Origin of the sequence: Streptomyces sp. NPDC096012, from assembly GCF_040426375.1 — a bacterium.
Classification (GTDB): domain Bacteria; phylum Actinomycetota; class Actinomycetes; order Streptomycetales; family Streptomycetaceae; genus Streptomyces.
Window position 1 is genome coordinate 286413 of sequence record NZ_JBEOTD010000003.1, and the last position, 14181, is coordinate 300593.

Annotated in this window: 10 protein-coding genes and 1 pseudogene; all 11 read right to left on the bottom strand. The window is 69.1% G+C overall.

Annotated features, from left to right (window positions below; genetic code table 11):
- Position 1: 1 nt before the first annotated feature.
- The 11 genes and pseudogenes from ABVB68_RS05365 to ABVB68_RS05415 all read right to left on the bottom strand — a co-directional run bounded on the left by ABVB68_RS05365 (position 2) and on the right by ABVB68_RS05415 (position 14134).
- A complete protein-coding gene (locus tag ABVB68_RS05365) occupies positions 2 to 262 on the bottom strand; it encodes a phosphopantetheine-binding protein (RefSeq protein ID WP_353599687.1) in 261 nt (86 codons plus the stop codon).
- Positions 252 to 1790 carry an AMP-binding protein gene (locus ABVB68_RS05370; protein ID WP_353599688.1) on the bottom strand — a complete coding sequence of 513 codons (1539 nt, stop codon included), beginning with the start codon at positions 1788 to 1790 and terminating at the stop codon, positions 252 to 254. The genes ABVB68_RS05365 and ABVB68_RS05370 overlap by 11 nt, the downstream gene beginning before the upstream one ends.
- Positions 1787 to 3802 (bottom strand): class I tRNA ligase family protein, encoded by a 2016-nt coding sequence (locus ABVB68_RS05375; protein ID WP_353599689.1) that lies wholly within the window; start codon positions 3800 to 3802, stop codon positions 1787 to 1789. Before ABVB68_RS05375 ends, ABVB68_RS05370 begins: the two co-directional genes overlap by 4 nt.
- Positions 3799 to 4875: an NAD(P)/FAD-dependent oxidoreductase gene (locus ABVB68_RS05380; RefSeq protein ID WP_353599690.1), complete on the bottom strand. Its 1077-nt coding sequence runs from the start codon at positions 4873 to 4875 to the stop codon at positions 3799 to 3801. Before ABVB68_RS05380 ends, ABVB68_RS05375 begins: the two co-directional genes overlap by 4 nt.
- 3 nt (positions 4876 to 4878) lie before the next feature.
- Positions 4879 to 6174 carry a lysine N(6)-hydroxylase/L-ornithine N(5)-oxygenase family protein gene (locus ABVB68_RS05385; RefSeq protein ID WP_353599691.1) on the bottom strand — a complete coding sequence of 432 codons (1296 nt, stop codon included), beginning with the start codon at positions 6172 to 6174 and terminating at the stop codon, positions 4879 to 4881.
- Positions 6175 to 6284: 110 nt separating this feature from the next.
- Positions 6285 to 7520: an acyl-CoA dehydrogenase family protein gene (locus tag ABVB68_RS05390; RefSeq protein ID WP_353599692.1), complete on the bottom strand. Its 1236-nt coding sequence runs from the start codon at positions 7518 to 7520 to the stop codon at positions 6285 to 6287.
- A 459-nt stretch (positions 7521 to 7979) separates the two neighbouring features.
- Positions 7980 to 8858 (bottom strand): 3-oxoacyl-ACP synthase, encoded by an 879-nt coding sequence (locus ABVB68_RS05395; RefSeq protein ID WP_353599693.1) that lies wholly within the window; start codon positions 8856 to 8858, stop codon positions 7980 to 7982.
- A 166-nt stretch (positions 8859 to 9024) separates the two neighbouring features.
- The gene (locus ABVB68_RS05400; RefSeq protein WP_353599694.1) at positions 9025 to 9477 is read right to left on the bottom strand and encodes an acyl carrier protein; all 453 of its coding nucleotides are present in this window, start codon (positions 9475 to 9477) and stop codon (positions 9025 to 9027) included.
- Positions 9478 to 9662: 185 nt separating this feature from the next.
- A pseudogene (locus ABVB68_RS05405) lies at positions 9663 to 9860 on the bottom strand (helix-turn-helix domain-containing protein); the annotation flags it as partial.
- Positions 9861 to 9898: 38 nt separating this feature from the next.
- Positions 9899 to 11026: a glycoside hydrolase family 12 protein gene (locus ABVB68_RS05410; RefSeq protein ID WP_353599695.1), complete on the bottom strand. Its 1128-nt coding sequence runs from the start codon at positions 11024 to 11026 to the stop codon at positions 9899 to 9901.
- Between the two features lie 189 nt (positions 11027 to 11215).
- Entirely contained in the window at positions 11216 to 14134 is a 2919-nt protein-coding gene (locus ABVB68_RS05415) for a glycoside hydrolase family 48 protein (protein ID WP_353599696.1), read from the bottom strand.
- Positions 14135 to 14181: the final 47 nt, after the last annotated feature.

Sequence of the window (14181 nt, forward strand, 5' to 3'; positions counted from 1 at the left end):
TCTAGGCAGCCTTTCCCGCGTAACGCGACAGGGTGTCGACGACGTCGTGGAGGGTGCGCATCTCGGCGACGTCGCGCTCGGTCAGATGCGCGAGGTCGACCGCGAGGTCCTCGCAGAGCCGGGTCAGGAACAGGACCTTCTGCAGCGAGGTCAGTCCGTGGTCGGTCAGCGCGACGTCCGGGTCGATCCCGTGCGGATCCGCGGCCGGCTGGAGCGCGGCCGACAGGTTCTCCCGCGCGATGGTCTCGATGTCACTGGGCATGGATACCGTCCTGGTTGTTCGTGATCTCCGCCTGGAAGGCGGCGAAGATGGCCTGGCGTCTCGGCTTGAACTGCGAGGTGAGCATTCCGTTGGCGATGCTGGGCCGGGGGCTCGCGACCACGACCTTGCGGATCTGTTCGTCACGGCCGAACGAGGCGTTGGTGCGGGCCAGTTGGTCGGCGATCGCCTTGAGGTCGGGCGTGTCGGAGGACGGCGAGACCACCGCGACCAGGGACGTCTGCGCGGGGCAGAACACCACGCACTCCTCGATCGCCGGACTCGTCCGCATGTGCTCCTCGATCGGCCGGACGATCACCTTCCTGCCGTTTCCGAGCACGATGACGTCGTCGGCGCGCCCCTGGATGAACAGGAAGCCGTCCTCGTCCACGTAGCCGAGGTCGCCGGTGCGCACCACCCCGTCCGCGACGAACATCCGCTCGGAGTCGCCGGGCTCGGCGAACTCGTAGCGCCGGTTCACCGGATGCTCGCTGCGGATCAGGATCACGCCGTCCTCGTCGAACAGCACCTGCTTCCCCGGCAGCACCCGCCCCGCGCTGCCTTCCTTGTGGGCACCGGGGTGGTTCTTGCTGACGATGCACGTCTCGTTCAGCCCGTAGCCCTCGAAGATGGGAAGGCCCGCGTCGGTGAGGTAGCGCAGCACCTCCCGGTCCGCCGGTGCCGATCCCGTCCACAGGTAGCGGATCCGGTCGCCGAACAGCCGCCGCGCGGCCGCGCGGCGCGCCGCGTCCGGCGTGACGCCGTCCGCGCGCGCGGCGTCCTGGCTGATCTGCTGCCTGGCGGCCTCGAAGAACGCCGGCACACCCATCACCACGGTAGGCCGGGCCGTCGCGAGCGCGGCGAAGGCCGCCTCGTACGTGGTGACGGTCACGTCGTGGCCGAAGCAGAGGGCGGAGTAGACCCAGTACCGCTGCTGCAGCAGCGACAGCGGAAGGAAGACGAAGAGGTTGTCATCGTCCCGGTGCTCGAAGATCTCCTGCACGGCCCGCATCGACCCGTCGATGCTGCCGACGGTGGCCCCGAGCCCCTTGGGCACGCCGGTGCTGCCGGAGGTGAACTTGATCGTCGTCACCTCCTCGGGTTCGTACCCGACGGGCTCGGGCAGCTCCGTCCCTGTCCGTCCCGCGGCCTCCGCGACGTCGGCGAAGCCCCGGACCGCCGCCGGCGCGCCCGCCGGCACGTCCCGGTCGGTGAACAGGGCCTTGAGCCCGTAGCGCGCCACCAGCTCTCCGGCGTCGGCGAACTTGCCCGGCTCGAACCCCGCGACCACGGCCTTGAGCCGCAGCGCCGCAAGGTCCAGCAGGACCCATTCCAGGCTGTTGGCCGCCAGGATCCCGATGCGGTCCTCGGACTCGACGCCGAGGCTCCGGAGGTAGGCGGCGACACGGCCCGACTGTTCGTACAGTTCGGTCAGGTCCAGCGTCCTGCGGCTGCCGAGCCGGAGGAACGAGATCCGGTGGCCGGGAGCCGGCGGCCCCGCCACCACGCGGTTGATCACAGAGTCCGTCATCCCGTGGTCTCCGCGGCGAGCGGCCAGTCCGACGGCAGAGCCGCGAAGTAGGACTGGTTCTGAAGGCTGATCCGCGTCCCGGGCGCGACCAGCTCGACCTGGGAGGGCCAGGACGAGAGGTCGGCCGTCCCGAGCGCCTCGGCGAGCCGGGCGGCGAATCGCGGCATGACCGGCGCGGCCGCGCGGGCCAGCAGCCGTGCCGCGGCCAGTTCCAGCGCGACGGCCGTTCGTGCCTCGTCGTGCCAGTCGGCGATCAGCGCGGTCCGTGCCTCTGCCGCGGCGAACCGCCGGGCGTCCACGACGATCCCGTCCAGCTCGGCGGCCGCACGGTTCAGCGAGAATCCGTCCTGTCCGAGGCTGTCGGCGACAGCGGCGAGCCGTATGCCCAGGCGGTTGAGGAACGCCGTGTGCTCGGGAGTCCAGACGCCGGCGTCGGGGGCGGTCCCGCCGTACTGATCGGCGATCCGTGCGCCCAGGTCGTTCAGCCAGCTCTGCCAGCCGTCCACCAGGACCCTCTGGACGGTCTCCGTGTACGCCTCGAGCTCGAAGTTCGTCCGTTGCTGCTCCGGACGTGTGAGCGACAGGTAGTAGCGCACCGCGTCCACGGTCTCCGGGCGCAGGATCTGCTTGCCCCAGACGGCATGGCGTCGGCTGGTGGAGAACTTGCCGCCCTCCAGCAGGTAGAACTCGTTGACGTGGTAGTCGATGTCGGGATTCCACGCCGGGTACGCCGACCGGTAGAGCGCCGGGTAGAGCACGGCGTGGTAGAAGCTGTTGTCGTAGCCGAAGAAGTGGACGAACTTCCAGTCCTGCTCGGGATGGGCGGCTCGCCAGTCACGGCCCAGACGCCCGCCGAGGGCTTCGACGCCGTGGAGGAAGCCGTAGGACATCTCGGGCCAGACCCAGATCACCTGCCCGTCCACGGTCGTCTCCGCGGGTGCGACGCCCCAGTCGGACGGGTGCGTCACGGGAATGTCGAGGCTGGTGCGCGCGAACACCCGGTCCGCCAGTTCGCGGAGTCGGGCCGGCACCCGGCCGAGGCGGTGGTGATCGGCGACCTCCTTGCCGAACTCGTGGAGCGGCAGGACGAAGCGGGAGACCGGCTGCTGCTTCGACGGCGTCTGCGACCGGCTGCTGCGCGGGTCGACCAGGTCGACGCAGACATTCGGCTCGCCGCATTCTTCGCAGATGTTGCCGCTGGTCCCGCCGCCGCATCCGGGACAACCGCCCGAGACGCCCACCTCGTAGAGGTAGGCGCCCGTCTCCGCGTCCACCGTGGCGGCCGTCCGCCGGACGGCGACGGCACCCGAGTCGACCAGCTTCGAGAAGTACCCGCGCAGACCGTCCCGGTAGCCGGGGTCCTCGCTGGTCACGGTGTACTGGTCGACCTCGATGTCCATCAGACGGAGCGTCGCGGCGATCTCGGCGCTGTAGTGCCCGGCGGTGCGCGCCGGTTCGCGCTCCTCGCGGCGGGCGCACTCGACCACGTAGCTCTGGAAGTCGTCGCTCCCCGTCAGGTGCCAGATGTCGGTGCCCTGCATGCGCTGGAACCGGACGTAGGCGTCCGCTCCCAGGTAGGGGCCGGACAGATGGCCGAGGTGGAGGTCGCCGTTGGGAGTGGGCGGGGTCGAGAAGACGAAGACCGGCCGCTCGGGGAATCGGCGACGCGCGGCTCCCGCGGCCGCGGTCCGGGCGGCGAGCGCCGGGTCGCGCCAGTACAGGTCGAAGAAGACCAGGTCGACGTCGCCGTCGTTCTCGATGACGTGCGTCTCGAAGGGCTCGAACTGGCACACCGTTCCGGGCTCCACCCGGATGCGCCGGCCGTCGAAGGCCACCCATCCGGTTCCGGCGACGACGACGAACATCTCGGTCTCGTCGTGCTGGTGCGGATCGGAGGTGACGCCCGGAGCGACCCTTCCCCAGCCGGCTCCGGCACTCATCGACTCCACGGAGCTCATCTCGATGCCGAATGCCTGGTGCAGCTCCTCGGTGGCGAAGACGCTCACGTTCATGGGTGGCTCCCTTGCTCGGAATCGTTCTGAACGGCCGTACGCAGCAGCTGTGCTGCTTCCGCGGCGATGGCGGGTGCGAGCCGGTAGCCGGAGCCGTTGGCGGCACCCGCGAACACCAGTCGGCCCTCCTCGTCCAGTGCGCGTACGAGAGGCTCCCGATCCGGGCTGTACGCATCGCAGAACACGCGTCCGCTGCGGGCGGAGTCGGCCAGGCGGGGGGCGCGGCGGAGCAGCACCTCGCGGGCCTCGGAGAGGTCCGACGCGCAGACGCCGCCGGTGATCCGGTCGGGGTCGACGTCCCAGACCTGGCTGGTGTAGCTGAAGAGCCAGCGCCGCTGCTCGTGGAGTGGGAGCAGGAAGGCGTCCTCGTCATGGAAGACGACGACCCCGTCCTCGGCCGCGGGCGGCTGTTCGATGTGCAGCGCCACGACCTTCTTCACTCTGGCGTCCAGGGGCGCGAGCCGTTCCCGCCAGGCCGGTGCGGCCAGCCACGGGCCCGGTGCGAGCACGACCGCGTCGGCCGTGACGCGTTCTCCGGTGCCGAGCGCGAGTTCGTATCCGTCCCCGGCCCGGTCCAGGGCGGCGACGCAGACCCCGTCCCGGAAACTCGTCCCCGGCCGCAGCGACCGGGCCAGTGCTCGGGCCAGTGCGCCGACGTCGGCGTACTGGCAGCCCTCGCCCTTCCAGGCCGCCGTCTCGTCCGACAGGGGCGGCAGCCAGTCCGGCAGCGCGTCCACGCGGGACATGCGGGCCTCGTCGAGATAGGCCGCCTCCACCTGGTCCGCGCTCGCGCGGTCGGCCACTACCAGCATGGGAACCGGGTGGATCGGCAGAGTCGGATCGGCGTCCAGCAGGGCCCGGTAGCAGGCCTGGCTGTAGGCGGACATGCGGCGGACACGCTCCGTCGCGCCACGGGGGAAGTGCAGGCCGGCCGAGCGGCGGCTGGCTCCCGATCCGACGGCGTCCTGGTCGAGCACCAGCACGGAGGCGTTCGGGTCCCGGAGCACCAGCTCCCGTGCGATCGTGCACCCGATGATTCCGCCGCCCACGACCGCGAAGTCGACATGTGTCATGGTTCACCCCACGCTCTCGTCGGGGCTGAGCTTCGCCGACCATTCGATGAACGAAGGTGCCGGATCGTCGCTGCGCACGCATCGGAGGCGGTCGATGATCCGCTGGCTCCGCCAGGCGAGCAGGCTGAGGTTCTTGTCCGCCAGTCCGCGCTGTCGCAGCGCCGCGTTCTGGAGGAAGACGCTGCGGTTCGAAGGACCGTCCCATCGCACGGCGAAATCACCGTCGATGCGGTACTCGTCGCCCTCGCGCTCGAGTCGGTCCGCGATCGGCGCGAGGAAGTCGGGCGCGGCGGTGCGGAATCCGGTCGCCCAGACCACCACGTCGGCGTCGACCTGCCCGAGGACCGCCGGATGGTTGCTGTTGGACAGCTTCAACGACCACGCGTTGTCGGAGGCGGCGACCGCGATCACGCTCCGGTTCGGGTACAGCGAGACCAGGTCGGTGTTGCCGTGGATGAACCGCTCGGCGTAGATGCGCTGGTAGATCTCGCGGAGCGTGCTCTCGGAGATGCCGTCACTGGTGAGGACGTGCTCCCGGTTGAAGGATTCGCGCGTCCCCTGGTCCAGCCGGGCGAAGTAGTCCGAGTGGCCGGGCATGTAGAAGTCGTTGGTGAAGGGCGAGTCGTCGATGGGGTAGAAGTTGCGGCGGCGCGACACCCACGAGACCCGGCGCGGCCGCTCGGGGGCCGGCCGCGAGATGAGGTCGAGGAACGCCTCGGCGCCCGACTGGCCGCCGCCGACCACGCAGACCCTCTTCCCCGCCACGTCGCGGCTGAGAGGCACGAAGTCGCTGACGTGGAACTGGGTGAGGCCGAGGTGGTCACGGGCCGCCGCCGGCACCCAGGCACGGCTGCCGATGCCGATCGACACGTTGTTCGCCGTGACAGTGCGCCGGTTGGTACGCAGAACGAAGACGCCGTCGAAGTCGACGGACACGACCTCCTCGCCGAACACCACGTTCTGGTTGCGCCGGCTCGCCCATTCCAGGTAGTTGCGGAACTCCTGCCGCGGCACCGCGCTGAACTGGGCATTGATGAAGTGGTAGATCCGCCCTTTGTCCTTCAGGTAGGACAGGAACGAAAAGGGACTGGTCGGGTCCGACAGGCTTACCAGGTCCTTGAATATGGACACCTGGAGGGTCGCATCGGGGATCTGCTGTCCGTCATGCCAACTGAACACCTCACGTTTCTCAAGGAAGAGGTTCGGCAGCCCCGGGCGACCGTGCAACAGAGACGCAAGACTCAGGTTCGCAGGGCCGACGCCTATGCCGACACACTCGTAGTGCTGTTCGTCACTCATGGCTCTCCCCGTGTATGCATCAAATGTGTTTCCGTACCCGGCGGCCAGGGTGAGCCAGGATGTATGGGTACGGATCTGCCCGTGTCATCGCTACGACAGGGGAGAACAAGTCAGCGCTCCACTCGGCCCGCACTGCGTCCGGATGCCGCTCGGGACCGGCCCGCGTGCGGCCGTCGTCCCAGCGCGTCCGCGATGATCATTTTCTGGACCTCGGACGCTCCCTCGTAGATACGCAGGGACCTGACCTGCCGGTACAGGCGCTCGGGGACGCTGTCGGCAACCAGGCCGGCTGCCCCGTGGACCTGGACGGCGGCGTCGACGATCTCCTGCGCGGCCTCGGTGGCGGCCAGCTTGGCGATACTCGAGTGTTTCGCGTAGCCGGGGTTCCCGTGGTCGAGCTCCCACGCCGCCCGCGCGACCAACATCGCGGAGTAGTTCAGCTTCACCTCCATGTCGGCAAGGGCACCCTTCACCAGCTGAAGGTCCATCAGCGTGCCGCCCTGGATCCGCCGCTCACGGGCCCGCTGGACCGCCGAGTCGGCGGCGCGCCGCGCGAACCCCACCGCGGCCGCCCCCACCGTCATCCGGAATCGCTCCAGCACGTCCGTCGCGACCACGAACCCCTGTCCGGGGCGTCCGAGCACGCTCGATTCGGGGACCAGGCAGTCTTCGAAGGCCAGGTGTCCGAACGAGCGCGGAGCGACCAACCGCACCTCCTCCAGCACCCGGACTCCAGGCGTGCGCGCCGGCACCAGAAACGCCGTGAGCCCCAGCGCCCCGGGTCCCCCACCCGTTCGCGCGATCACGCAGTGCAGATCCGCGACGCCGGCATTGGCGATCCAGGCCTTTCGGCCGTTCAGCAGATATCCGTCGGACACTCGGTCGGCAGTGAGACCGACTGCCGACATGTCGGAGCCGGCCTCCTCCTCCGAGACCGCGAACGATCCCGTCACCTCACCCGACGCCATGCGCGGCAGATACTCCAACTGCTGCCCACTGTTTCCGTACCGGACGATCGTGGTCGCCGACAGCGCCTGGATGGAGAAGGCGAAGTCCGCCAGATCGTCGGCGTACGCAAGGATCTCCCTGGCCAGACAGATCGACCGGTAGTCACCGGCGGCGGACCCGTTCGCGGGATCGAGGAATCCCAGCCATCCGGCGGAGCCGAGCGCGCTCAGGATCTCCCTGCCGGCCTTCTCCGGGATCTGCTCCAGAGGACGTGCCCACAGGCCGGCGTGGCCGGCGCACCAGTCGGCGAGTTCCACGGCCAGCGTGCGGTGCTGCTCCTCGTAGAACGGCAGCGCCAGCATGCCCTCATCGAGACCACTGAACAGCGCGTAAGTCATGTCGCCCTTTCAGATTCGCAGGTCAGCATCGGTCGGGACGGCCGTGAGCCCGGCGGCACCTTGATCAGGCGATGCTCGATGAAACGTACGCGACCGAAACGCGGCCCCGCCAGAATCCGCCGCCCTCTCGCGGCACCATTCCGATATCGGCGCCGTGCCGGGCCTCTTCCCATCAGGAGACGACGACGGCCGCGGACTCACGGGCATGACGGACGGCGAAATCATGGATCAACAGGCGCATCCCCACTTCGCCGATGCGGGTTGATCACCTGGTGACGGGAATTCGGCAAGAAGGCGCGGAACCCGACGGTCGTCCGGTGTCGGAAACCGTACGACGGCGGCATCCGCGCTCCGCCTGCCGTCTTCGCCATGAGCCTGCTGCGACGTGTCGGCCGACGCCTGTCTCGCCAGCGAGACAACGCCCCCGCCGGACCATGGGCGAAGATGCCGGTTCGAGTGCTAGCGCGTCTGCTTGCGGAGCAGAACCCCGTACCGTACTCCGGGAACCGAGGCGGCCAGCAGATAGTGGCCGTTGTCGCGAAGGCGACCGGCTGCTGCGAGGTCCGTCAGGTTGATGATCGGGTCGGCGGCGAAGCAGTGGCCCACCCGTGCGATGTTGTCCGTGTACAACTGCGCTGCGGCAAATCCCGCCTGAAGCTCTTTCATCACGATGATGGCTTCGAAGATATTGGCGTGCATGAGGATGTCGACCTGGTCGATTCCGATGGACGCACGTTTCATCAGCTGCGTGTTCACGCGGCGGGAGAGGTCCGGACTGATCTGGTTCGACCAGTCCAGGTCCTTCAGCTCGTGCGCTGCGGCACTTGCGACGATCTCGTACTCCCCATCGGTGTCCGACACCAGCACACCGGCCGCACCGTCGCTGAACAGGGCGAACTTGGCCAGTCTTGCCGCCTCGACAGTGACTCGATCGGTGGTGACGACCAGGACCCGCCGATGGGTCCCGGCAGCCACGAAGGCCTCGGCGACTCGCAGGCCCGCCAGCAGGTTCGTGCACCGGTCGAGCGTGATGCCGAGGAAGTCGGTGCCACGCGTTCCCAACCCCTCCGAAATGGTCCGCACGAAGCCGCCGTGGCTGTCCGGCCCCCCTGGAAAACCGGTGCAGCACAGCACCAGTGCGTCGACGGAGGTGGGGTCCACGCCGGCGGCGCGGAGAGTCGCTCTGCCCGCCTCGATCGCCAGGTCCTCCAGCGACCTGTGGCTCCGGTGCACATGGCCCCAGCCCCAGAGCTCCGGGGCGTACGGCACACCCAGTTCACCGGCCCGCGCCTTCAGATCCGGAGTCTCGGTGTGGTGCGAGGCGATCTCCCCCAGCACGTACTGCGGACCGCTCAGGAAGACAGAGGAGGAACTCATCGAGGCTCCACAACGGGATGTGTGTCTGGTCGGTCAGGTCATGGCGGATTCACCAGGACCGCCTTGATCACCGCACAGGTCGTCGGCCGGCACGAACGACGGACGGCCGGCGTCGGGGCGGCCGAGTTCAGTCCGCGGGCGTTGTCCCGGGTCCGAGTCCGGCCGCCAGGCGCTCCATCCCCGCCTCGTCCAGGCCGTCGAGGGTCGCCAGCAGCTGGGCGGCCGCCTCCGGAGAGGCGCTGTCGAGGTCTCCCCCGGCGGGTCCGCCGGCAACCGGTCCGGCGGCGGACGCGGCGACAGACCCGCCTTCCGCCAGCACCCGCGCCGCCAGGCCGTCCAGGGTGAGCTCCAGCAGCTCGCCGGCCGGGACGTCCACACCGAGGTCGGTCCGCAGCCGGCTCCACAGCTCGATGGCCGCGAGCGAGTCGAACCCGAGTGAGACCAAAGGGACTTCGCAGCTGAACGGGCTGGTCAGTCGCGCCCGGATCAGCCCGTCGAGATACCCGCGGACGGCCAGGAGGCCATCGCCGTTGCCGATCGTCACCTGCCCGCCGCCTCTCCGCCACGGCTCATCGGCCATTTCCCTGATTCTCGAACTGGGTTCGCCATGACTCTCCCGTGCAGACAATCCGACACTCGACATCCGAATGGCGCTCGGCACCCGCATGGCGGCCGACACCACTTCGCCGCGGTACATGGGCACCCCCGCAGGCCTCCCCATGCTGTGCATGTCTCGCCGGCGAGACAACATCACGCAGACCATCGGTCCGGGTCCGTCAGGACGAGGGCCACGGCGTCGGCCCGCCGCCCGGCCAGGGACCGGGCCGCCGGATCGGGCACGTACCCAGTTCCCGGATTGGGGCACGTACCCAGCTCTTCGACGGGACGTTGCACGGCCCGGCGTGCCGACTCCGTCACACCGGCCGCGTTGCAGGCGACCCGGGAGACCGTGCCCCGCCCCACCCCGGCGTGGACGCCTCAGGCCGCCCGTGCCGGCGCCGTCAGGCGGTGACGCAGGACGTGCCGTTCAGGGTGAAACCGGCCGGTTTGGCGAAGGCGCCGTCGTAGGTGCCCTGGAACCCGAAGGAGACCTGATCGCCCGGTGCGATGGACGCGTTGTACGCCAAACCGCTGGCCGTCACCACTCCCGACGAGGGAGAGAGGGTGGCGCTCCAGGCACTCGTGATCCTCTGCCCGGCGGGCGACGTGAACGTGAGGTTCCAGCCGTCGACGGGGGAAGAACCCGCGTTGGTCACGGTGACGTCGGCGGTGAAGCCGCCCTGCCACACATTCGTGCCGTACGTCACCTTGCACGCCGACGAGCCGCCTGAGCCACCCGCCCCTCCGGTGCCACCGACGTTGACGGTCGAGGAAAACGACGTCACCGCCAGTCCTGCGCCGTTCTGCCAGGGTTCGAAGCCGGCCTGAACACTCGTGAGGTACCAGTCGTCCTGGACCAGTCCACGGGAAACGGCCTGACGGACGAAGTCCATCACGTCGAAGTTCCAGCTGTCGATCGCCGACGGCGCGACGAAGGACAGTACGTCGTTGGAGCCGTTGTCGCCGGACCACACCTGCCACGAACGGCCGGCCACCACGGCTCTGCCGGTGGGCGAGCCGACCGGCTGCACGCCTCCCACGTGGTTGAACCAGACCATGATCTCGGTGCGGTTCACGCCGTCGGTGCGTGGTGTCGGGTCCAGCCAGATGTCGTACGCGGCGTCGTAGGCCGCACCGCTGACGTAGCTGTAGGAGATGCCCGTGGGCGCAGCCGAGATCGAGCTCAGCCGGGCCGGGAGGTTGGTACCGGGTGAGCAGTTGGTGTAGTGGCAGCCGTTGTAGACGGACGGGTAGGACTTCGGTGCGCCGTTCGTCGGGACCGAGCCGTCGGCCTGGGCGATCCTGAAGCCGGAGTCCGTGACCGTGACGCACTGGGTGGCGCTGGTGCCCCACCGGTTGTTCTGGACGACGTAACGGCCCTGGATCGTGGTCGAGCCGAATTGCTCGCAGATCGTCGTGTCGGCGTGCGAGACCGGAGCCCCGGTGAGAAGCGCCGCCAGCGCGACGAGTGACGTCAGCAGCGCGCCGAACAGAGCGTGCGCCCTGCCCCTGTGCTTCGACTGTTGCATGCGGATCCTCCGCTGGGATGTGGGGAGCCGTGAGAGCGAGCCCCGTTGGGGAGCGCCCCCCGACATGTGCCGGTGACCTGATCATGCTCCTGACAACCACCGGGCGGTCCTCCGTGCGACTGAGGACCGCCCGGCCGGGTGACCCCGTCCCCCTGCGACGGGGTCGCGTACGCGGAGCTTCAGCGGGGGCTATTCGAGGAGCTCCGCGTACGAGCCCATGGCCAGCGCGATGTCCGCCTGGGCCCAGAACCGGTGATAGGTGAAGCTGGGCGCGGCGCCGCCCTTGAGGTAGGCCTCGATCTTCGACCAGGCCGGGTCGTTCTTGTAGAAGGACCGCAGCGAGGTGAACGTCGAGGAGGAGTTGACTGCGCCGCCGTTCGGCATGGCGCCGCTCCAGCCGCTCGGCACGTACACGCTGTCGCCGAACCGGCTGTAGTCACTGCGGGTCTCGGGGACGGCGATGCCCAGGCTGTCCTGGTAGTTGTTCCACATGCCGTCCAGCAGCGCCCGCGCGGTCGCCTTCGCGTTGGCGTCCCCCGCCTTCGCGCCGTAGTACGTCAGCACCTTGGCGTACGCGGCCGCCACACCGACGTCGTCGGTGTAGTCGGCGACGGTGACGTGCAGTCCGCTGTTGGAGCCGGGACTCGACGGCTTCCAGGTGTCGGGCCGGCCGGACCACTGCAGGGTCGAGGGGATCCGGTAGGTGCCGTCCGGATTGATCGTGGTCTTGGACAGCGCCCACTTCACCCACTTGTCGAGGACCGCCTTGGCCTGCGCGTTCTCCGTCTGCTGGTAGAGCTCGGCGACCCGCTCCATCGACCAGGCCTGGAAGCCGAACCACTGGTTGGACGGCGGGTCGTGATAGACGGGCTGCTCGTCGTAGTACATGCCGTAGAAGGTGGGCGTGCCGGTCGGCGGGGTGGCGTACCGGCCTGCCCAACTGTTGGTCGCACCCCCCGCGATCGCGCCCTCGGACGACTGCAGCCACTGGTAGAACTCCAGCTGCCGGGTCAGCGACGTGCTCCAGTCCACCGCGCCTGTCGCCGACTTCGGCCTCAGGTCGGCGTCGGAGCTGAGCGCGTACGCGGCGAGCGGGTTCTGGTAGCCGCTGTGGGCGTAGCTGGAGCCGATGCGCCAGGCCCAGCCCCCGCCGGTGTCGTTAGAGCCGCCCCAGGCGTAGTACCAGGACAGCAGGTAGTGGGAAGCGTCCTTGCCGGAACCGGCCGGGCACGCCGTGGGGCCCACGCAGTTGCCGATCTTCTTGAAGTACTTGTCGTACATCGCATACCGGAGGTAGTCGCCCATCTTGGCCGCCTTGCCGACGGTCGCGGAGACGTCACCGCCCCTGCCCTGCGCCTTCGCCCACACATCGGCCCAGTACGCCGCCTGGACGGCGCGTGCGTCGGCGTCCGGTGCGTCGGTGTACTTCCACTGTTCGGCATAGGCGGAGTCGCCGGTGAACAGGTCGAGGTAGCCGTTCTTGCCGCCGTACTTGAAGGCGTCACAGGTCGGCTGCGGAACCGTCTCCCACACCGACTCCTGCGGACCGCGCTGGAAGGTGTTGATGTAGGAAGGCCCCTTCGCGGTGGGGCCGCCCTCGCAGGTTCCGCCGGGGGTGTCGCCGAAGCCGTAGACGTTGTCGACGTCCTCCAGCCAGTGCATGCCGTAGATGTCGTCCGTGTTGTAGGCCGACTTCAGCTCACCGGCAAGCGGGTCCGCACCGACCGGCACCGACTGGTCCAGCTTGGTCGGGTACTCGTTCGGCGTGTCCGCCTCCGGCGCGTAGGTCGCCGGCTTGGAGGAGTTGTAGAACGAGTCCGTCGGCTGGTCTGCGTGTGTGGGGATCATGTACTTCTCCATGAGCGCCCACGCGCCGTTGAACTTGGACCAGTCACCGGTGACCCTGCCGTACATCGCCTGCAGCCACAGCAGATAGCTGTACGCCTCCGACGTGGTCTCATGGCCCTGGTCGGGGGCCTCGACGATCAGCGTCTCCACCGAGTGGTAGGGGACGCCCTCGGGCGAGAAGTAACCGTTCGCCGGGTTGGTGATCTTCCCGTAGAGGTCCAGGAACCGTGCGTCGTACGCTTTCTGCGCCGCCAGCTCCGTGAGGGTGACCGTCGCCTTGGAGTAGCCCGTGGCCGTCGACTCGAACGACGCCGAGCCGGTGCCCGAGGAGTCGGCCGTGACGGTCACGTTCTGGGCGGTGCCCCAGTTGGCGGGGGTGAAGGTGAGCGTCTTACCGCCCGTCACGGACAGACCCGGGTTGCCGCCGGCGCGGACGGTCGTCACCGTCACATCCGACGAGGGTTGCGTCGACAGCTTCACCGCGTAGATGCCCGACCTGCCCTGCCGGACGCCCATTTGGGTCGGTGTGGCGACGACCGCCGGGCCCGAGGCCACCGTGATGCCGACCGGGGTCGACAACCCGGACGCGCCCAGGTCGTCATACGCCTTCGCCACCAGTGAATGACTGCCCACGGTCAAATTCACGGCCGAGAGCGAGTACGGAGCGCTGGTGTCGGTGCCCAGCAGGGTCGTGTCGTCGTAGAACTCCACCTTGCTGATCGTCGCGTTGTCGGCGGCCGCCGCGGTCGCCGCGAGCGGGACCGCGTCACCCTGGGTGTAGACCGCGCCCGGTTTCGGACTGGTCAGCACGGCGACCGGCGGCTGGTGCGCGCCCGTGCAGGTGGTGCCGTTGATCGCGAAGTCGGTGGGAGCGGTGTTGGCGCCGGTGTAGCCGAACTGGGCACCCGTGGAGACGGCGGCGCCCGCGGCGATCGTGGCGTTGTACCCGGCGCCCTTCACGGTGATCGACTGGCCGGACTGGGACCAGGTGCCGTTCCAGCCGTTGGCGAGCTTCTGGTTACCGCCATAGGCGTACGTCAGTGTCCAGCCGTCGATCGGGGCGGCTCCGCGGTTGGTGATGGTCAGGTCCGTGGTGAAACCGGAGCCCCAGTCGTTCGTCCTGTAGTCGACGCTGCACTGAACGCTCGCCGCCTGAGCGGGCGTTGGGCTGATGGCGAGCATCGACAGGGGGAGTGCGAACGCGGCTGCGACGGCGGTCCACAGCCGCCGTGGGGCTCTACGTGTGCGTCCGGGATCCATGGTCCTGGTCCTCCTTGCGGAGCGCGGCTTGGTGGGGGTCAAGGCTT